Genomic DNA, 1,092 nt, shown 5'->3' on the forward strand with positions numbered 1-1,092 from the left:
CCCATGATCCATCGCTGTTCTGACCATAAATTTTCGCCGTTCCATCGAAACTGGCGGTGACCACATGGCGGGCATCGACGCTAAAGGTGGCTGATCTGATACTCCGAAGATGAGAGATGATGGCTTTTTCTTGCCATAATCCATCGTCATTCTGACCGTAGATTTTCACCGTATTATCTCTACTACGGGTGATCAGATGGCGGCTATCGGCGCTGAATTTGACAGACTCGACTGTTTTGTCATGGGAAATGATGGCTTTTTCTTCCCATGATCCATTGTCGTCTTTCTGACCATAGAGTTTCGCCTTGCCATCGCCACTGCCAGACAATACATAGCGGCTATCTGGGCTGAAGGTGGCTGAGTAGAGCTCGCCATCATGGGAAATAGTCGCTTTTACTTCCCACGATCCATTGTCGGCCAGGCCATGGATTCTCACCTTTTGATCTTTAGTGGCGGTCAATACATAGCGGTCATTGGCGCTGAAGGCTGCTGAGTAGAACCAGCTATTGTAGGAAATAGTGGTTTTTTCTTCCCATAACCCGTCGTCCAGGCCATAGATTTTCATCTTGTTGTCTCTGCCACGGGTGATCACATAGCGGCCACTTGCGCTGAACCTGGCCGAGTAGACCTCCTTGTCGTGGGAAATAATGGTTTTTTCTGCCCATGACCCATCGTCACTCCGGCCATAGATTTTCGCCTTGCCATCTTCACTGGCGGTCACTACATAGCGGCTATCGGCGCTGAAGAAGGCGGATTCGACAGGACGATCGTGGTGAATGATGGTTTCTTCTACCCATGAACCATCGTCGCACCGGCCATAAATTTTCGCTTTGCGATCTCCACTGGCAGTCACTACATAGCGACCATCGGCGCTGAAGGTGGCTGAGTTGACACAGCGATGATGGATAATAGTCGCTTTTTCTTCCCATGTTCCATCGTTCTTCTTGCCGTAGATTATCGCCTTGTAATCGTTAATGGTGGTCAACACGAAGAGGCCATTGGCGCTGAAGGTGAGCGCTATGACGTCGTCATCATGAGAGAAAGTGCCTTTTGGTTGCCATGATCCATCGCTCTTTTGGCCGAAGATTCTCA

At 49.7% G+C, this 1,092-nt stretch carries 1 protein-coding gene; it reads right to left on the reverse strand.

Going from position 1 to position 1,092, the window contains the following annotated elements; translation table 11 throughout:
• Positions 1-1,092, reverse strand: a 1,092-nt coding sequence (locus KDK19_RS19240) for a WD40 repeat domain-containing protein (RefSeq protein WP_257292650.1), incomplete at both ends; no start/stop codon positions are given.

It is taken from the genome of Endozoicomonas sp. ONNA1, from assembly GCF_024606325.1.
Lineage (GTDB): Bacteria > Pseudomonadota > Gammaproteobacteria > Pseudomonadales > Endozoicomonadaceae > Endozoicomonas_A.